Annotated in this window: 5 protein-coding genes; 1 reads left to right on the forward strand and 4 read right to left on the reverse strand. The window is 35.8% G+C overall.

Annotated elements, in window-relative coordinates:
• The 4 genes from P9B04_RS12690 to P9B04_RS12705 all read right to left on the reverse strand — a co-directional run.
• Positions 1-801 (reverse strand): aldehyde dehydrogenase family protein (locus tag P9B04_RS12690; protein WP_342055358.1); only part of this gene is annotated, 801 nt, incomplete at its 3' end.
• A gap of 50 nt (positions 802-851) precedes the next feature.
• Positions 852-1,847: an L-lactate dehydrogenase gene (locus tag P9B04_RS12695; RefSeq protein ID WP_342055359.1), complete on the reverse strand. Its 996-nt coding sequence runs from the start codon at positions 1,845-1,847 to the stop codon at positions 852-854.
• Between the two features lie 102 nt (positions 1,848-1,949).
• Positions 1,950-2,531, reverse strand: coding sequence for a sugar O-acetyltransferase (locus P9B04_RS12700; protein ID WP_342055360.1), 582 nt, complete (start codon positions 2,529-2,531; stop codon positions 1,950-1,952).
• Positions 2,532-2,628: 97 nt separating this feature from the next.
• Complete coding sequence (locus tag P9B04_RS12705) at positions 2,629-5,145, reverse strand: glycogen/starch/alpha-glucan phosphorylase (protein WP_342055361.1); 2,517 nt, start codon at positions 5,143-5,145, stop codon at positions 2,629-2,631.
• Between the two features lie 548 nt (positions 5,146-5,693).
• Here P9B04_RS12705 and P9B04_RS12710 point away from each other — a divergent pair.
• Positions 5,694-6,096, forward strand: a 403-nt coding sequence (locus P9B04_RS12710) for a response regulator (protein WP_342055362.1), incomplete at its 3' end; no start/stop codon positions are given.

Raw genomic sequence — 6,096 nt, forward strand, 5'->3', positions numbered from 1 at the left:
TCTTTGTCCCCTAACTTTCGGCGAGTCCCCCCAGACTTTTTGAGAAGCTTCCAACGGTGGAGTGATTGTTCTTCCTTTTCCATACACCGTATTAACCACACCTGGGGGAAACGCTTCTTTAAATGCTTCCAATAAAGGGTAGTTTAATAATACTCCAGGACGAGGGGCTTTAACAATCACTGTATTGCCCATAATTAGAGCCGGAATTAAAGTGGTAAAAGTTTCGTTCAAGGGATAATTTGCTGGTCCCATACTTAGTACCACTCCCAAAGGTGCGCGACGAATTTGTCCTATTACCCCTTGAGCAATTTCAAAACGAGAACAGACACGATCTAAGTTTTTTAGTGCGTCGATGGTATCTTCAATATAATCTACGGTACGGTCAAATTCTTTGCAAGAATCTTTATAGGATTTGCCAATTTCCCACATCAATAAATTGACAATTATCTCGCGCTTTTCTTTCATTCGGTAGGCAAATTCTTGAACACATTCGATCCGTTGACTAACGGACATGGTTGGCCATTTTCCCCTACCGTGATTGTAAGCTTTAACAGCTGCTTCTAGGGCAGATAGAGCAGTTTCTTCGTCTAAAGATGGGAAATATCCAATGGTTTTACGAACGAATCCTTGTTCTGTTTTCAGATATATTGGAGAGACACTTTCTTCTGTTTCTCCTTCCCAGTTTTTTAAGGTTCCATCAACTAAATATTCTTTTTGTTCGATATAACTATTTAATTGAAATTGAGAAGGTACACCATTAGATTCAGGAAAAATGTTTTCAATTTTCTCAGTAATGTTCATAGGAAGCTCAGATGAGTAAGATAATAACTAGGTCGAGTGAATTTGAGCAATTATAATTTAAGTTGCTCAAATACTTGTTGCAATACTTGAGCAGAATTAATTAGTTGATTTTTCTCTCGTTCATTAAGAGATAAATTCACAGTTTTTAGGATACCTCTTTCATTAACAACAGCGGGAATACTTAAACAAATATCGTGAATATCGTACAAGCCATTAATTAGGGTACTAACGGTTAAAATTCTTTCTTGGGAACGAACAATAGCTTTCACAATGTCTGTAACCGCTAACCCAATGGCGTAGGATGTATACCCTTTTAAATTAATAATTTCATAAGCCGCATTTTTAACCTGGCTAAAAATAGAATTTAATTCGTCTTTGTCATTTTGAGACAGATTTTCCCAGGTATCAGGAATTATTTTTGCACACCCAATACTGGCCATACTCCACACAGGAAACTCGCTATCTCCGTGTTCTCCCATTATATAGGCGTGAACACTTCGAGAATCGATATTAAGTTTTTTCCCAATCAAAGAACGCAGTCTAGCTGTGTCTAAAACAGTTCCTGAACCTATTACCCGTGAACTAGGGAAACCTGTTATTTTTAAAGTTACATAGGTCATAATATCCACAGGATTACTAACAATTAATAAGATAGCATCGGGACAATATTTAACAACATCGGCTAAAATACTACGAAAAATATTAACATTTCTGCTCACCAATTCTAGGCGACTTTCTCCTGGTTTTTGAGCCGCTCCTGCAGTAATGATAACTATATCCGCATCTTTACCTTCATCAGCAACTGTACCGCCTTTTAATTCTGTAGGAGAAACAAAAGGCATTCCGTGCATGAGATCCATGACTTCTCCAGTTACTTTTTCTTGGTTAATATCTTGTAAAATTAACTCATCAAAACAGTTTTGAATTAAGAGGGAATAAGCGCAAGCCATTCCTACTTGTCCAACACCAATAAGAACTCCTTTACGGGGACGAATGGGTGTGGGTTGTTCAGCGGAAGGGTTAGGTACAAAAATTTTGTCAAACATGATCATTTAGTTCTCTAGGGTGTATAATTTACCAGATTTTATTCTAGAAAAGTATTAATATTTAACTAATTTTTTCACTATTCTAAAATGAAAATTGATAATCTATAATGTTTGAGGAATTTGTTTAATAACACGACAGGGGTTACCCACTGCAACAACATTATCGGGAATGTTTTTAGTCACAATACTTCCTGCACCAATGACACTATTATTGCCAATGTTTACTTTAGGAAGAATAATCGAATTACCACCGATCCAAACATTATCCCCAATAGTAATAGGATAGGCCATTTCTTTCCCAGAAATTCTTTCTTGTGGGTTGATAGGATGGGTTGCTGTATAAATTTGTACACAAGGACCTAATTTGACATTATTACCAATTGTCACTAAATTACAGTCGAGAATAACACAGCCAAAGTTAGCATAAAAGTTATCTCCAACGGTAATATTATAGCCGTAGTCACATCGAAAAGGGGATTCTATCCATACCTCTTTATTTGTGTTGAATAACTGTTTAATTATGTTACTTCTTTCTTGGGGATCACTATCCGGTATATCATTCAATTGTTGACATAGTTGTTTGGCTCTTTTTCTTTCCTCTAATAAGATTTTTTCAAAAGCATAATAATACTCTCCATTGAGCATTTTTTGTTTTTCGGTGGGGTAATTTTCCTGGTTTTTCATAGACAATATATTCACAAGACTGGGAATTATTAGCAAAGAAATACTATTTCAAAAAAGGGAAGAATTGACTTCCCTTTTATATTAATGTAGCTCATACTCAGTTAACACTTAGTTGTGCATCTTTTTGAACATAATCTTTGAGTTCGATGGGAACAGGTTGAACATTCCAAATATTATTACAGTAGTCTTGGATAGAGCGATCACTAGAAAATTTACCCATTCTTGCTACATTTAAGATAGACATTTTACTCCAATTTTCCTGGTCTTTGTAAGCCTGAGAAACTTGTTCTTGACATTCGATGTATGATTTATAATCTGCCAATAAAAGATAGGGATCATCGTAGAGTAAATTATCAACAACAGACATAAATAGTTCGGAATCACCATTAGAAAAGAAACCAGAACTAATTAAGTCTAATACACCTCTTAATTCAGGAATAGAAGCATAATAACGACGGGGAACATAACCCTGTGCTTTTAGGTTTAAAACCTCTGGTGTTGTTAATCCAAATAGGAAGAAATTTTCGGCTCCAACCTCCTGACGAATTTCTACGTTTGCCCCGTCTAAAGTACCGATAGTTAAAGCACCATTGAGAGAAAATTTCATATTTCCAGTACCAGATGCTTCTTTTCCTGCTGTAGAAATCTGTTCCGATAAATCCGCTGCTGGATAGACTCTTTGACCAAAAGTAACGTTATAGTCTGGTAAGAAAATTACCTTTAAACGACCGCCTATATCCCGATCATTATTAACCACATCTGCCACTGCTGTGATTAATTTAATGATACGTTTGGCCATAAAATAACCTGGGGCTGCCTTACCACCAAAAATGAAGGTCCGGGGAGGAACATCTAGGTTAGAATAGCTCTTGAGACGCTTATACAGAGTAATAATGTGTAAGACGTTTAGATGTTGCCGTTTGTATTCGTGAATACGTTTAACCTGCACATCAAATAAAGAGTCGGGGTTAACATTAATTCCCACCTTTTGTTGAATGTAATTAGCTAAATCTTGTTTAACTGCGTGTTTTGCTTCTCTCCATTTCTGACGAAAAGATTTATCTTCTGCATAACTTTCTAATTGCTTTAATTCTTGTAAATTTTTTATCCAACCATCACCGATTTTTGAAGTAATTAATTCCCTCAAACGGGGGTTACTTTGAACCACCCAACGACGAGGAGTAACACCATTTGTCACATTAGTAAATTTTTCAGGCCAAAGAAGATAAAAGTCGTGCAGAATAGTATCTTTTACTAATTGAGAATGTAACTCAGCCACCCCATTAATATGATGGGAACCTATACAAGCTAAATGAGCCATTCTGACGTATCTTTCCCCACTTTCATCGATAATAGAAAGAGCAGAAATTTTACTATCGTCGTTAGGAAATTTAATGCGAACTTGCTCCAAGAAACGACTATTAATTTCATAGATAATTTCAAGAACACGGGGTAATAAATGACCAAAAATTTCTATAGGCCATTTCTCTAAAGCTTCTGGTAATAAAGTATGGTTGGTATAGCCAAATGTTTTTTCAACAATCTTCCAAGCTTTTCCCCATTCGTATTCGTAAATATCAACTAATAAACGCATCAATTCAGCTACAGCAACCGCCGGATGAGTATCGTTCAATTGCACTGCCCATTGTTCATAAAAATTGTCTAAATTGGGGTTATTTAATAAATGAATACGAATCATATCTTGAAGGGAACAAGATACGAAAAAGTATTGTTGTTTTAATCTTAATTCTTTACCTTCTATTTGTTCATCGTTAGGATAAAGAACTTTTGTTAGATTTTCTGAACTTACTTTATCGTCCACTGCACCGTAATAATCTCCCACATTGAAGCGTTGAAAATCAAAAGATTCACAAGCTTCTGATCGCCATAATCTCATGGTGTTTACTGTGTTAACTTTGTAACCAGTAATAGGAGTATCATAAGGTATTCCTTTAACTACATATTCGGGAACCCAACGGACATGAAACTCGTTATGTCCGTCGGTATAAGGTTCAGTATGTCCACCAAAATTAACTGTAACAGAAGCTTCAGGGCGACAAATTTCCCAAGGGTTTCCATACTGTAACCATTTGTCGGTTATTTCTACTTGCCAACCGTCTTTTATTTCCTGATCAAAAATACCGAATTCGTAGCGAATTCCATAACCAATAGCTGGTACTTCTAGGGTGGATAAAGAGTCCATATAACAAGCAGCTAAACGCCCTAAACCCCCATTACCTAGTCCTGGTTCTTCTTCTGTTTCGATTAATTCTTTGATATTCAAACCGGATTCTGTTACAGCTTGTTTGACTTTTTCAGCAATATCTAAGTTGATTAAATTGTTTTCTAAGTGAGGTCCAACTAAAAATTCTGCTGATAAATAACAAACCTTCTTGACATCTTTTTTTAGTGTAGTTTGTATGGTATTCAACCATCGTTGTAGGAGGCGATCTCTGATGGTATAAGCTAAAGCTAAATAAAAGTCATTTTTAGTGGCAATTTCAGGAAATTTTCCCTGAATATAGAATAAGTTATCTAGGATCGCTCGTCGCAAAGTTGGGATTTCTAAACCTGTGCGATCATCTTCAACTTTAATGGGGTTTTTGTTAATCATTATTTACTCCGCTGCTCCTGAAGTTTAGGAAATTATAATTATTGCTTTTTATTATAATTTTCGGTTTTGTAGACCATTGAAAATTTTTAATAAACTTAATCTTTTTCTTGATTTTTTATTTTGTTAATAACTTGTTAACAGCTAATTAATTTATAGCTAACAGTGGGTGGCTATAAAAGTTTAAAATTATCGCAATGGAAAAATGTGGAGTATTATCCTCGATAACCTTGATCAATTATTATAAGTCTGTCATAGTTATAACAGTTCCCTAACTTCCAACTATCTCCTATCTTGTCTTGCAGAAGACAAGCTGAAAATTTAAACTCTCTCAGAAAGGCAAAAGGAAGTACAGACCATATTTTTGCATTAGAATAACCGAATTTGCTCACAAAGTGGCTTTCAGAAGTTAAAAGTCAGAAATAAAAAGTCAAAAGTATTACCTTAATCAGATAGTAGATTATAATAAGTGATTAGGCTAACAAATAGTTAATAGCTTTAAGCTTCACTACAATGACTGCGAAAATTGAATAACAAAACTACCTTCATTCATGATTAATGTCCACACTCCTCGGTGTCCTGATAATATACTAATCGTCGATGATAAGCCCACAAATCTTCGTATATTGTCAACTATTTTGAGAAAAGCTGGGTACGAAGTACGAACCGCTAGCAGTGGAGATATGGCAATAAGGGAGGCAAGGACTATGCCCCCTGACATCATTCTCCTAGACATCAAAATGCCCGATCTCGATGGTTATGAAGTTTGTCAACAACTCAAACAGTTCCCTCAAACCAGTGACATTCCCATAATCTTTCTCAGTGCGTTGCAACAACCAGAAGACAAGGTCAAAGCGTTTGAAGCAGGGGGGGTAGACTACATTATCAAACCCTTTCAGTTTGTATCTTCTCAAAAAGCCAGGGGTCACTCGCTGCGAAAACTTAGGCCAAACA

Origin of the sequence: Crocosphaera sp. Alani8 (genome assembly GCF_038442745.1) — a bacterium.
Classification (GTDB): domain Bacteria; phylum Cyanobacteriota; class Cyanobacteriia; order Cyanobacteriales; family Microcystaceae; genus Crocosphaera.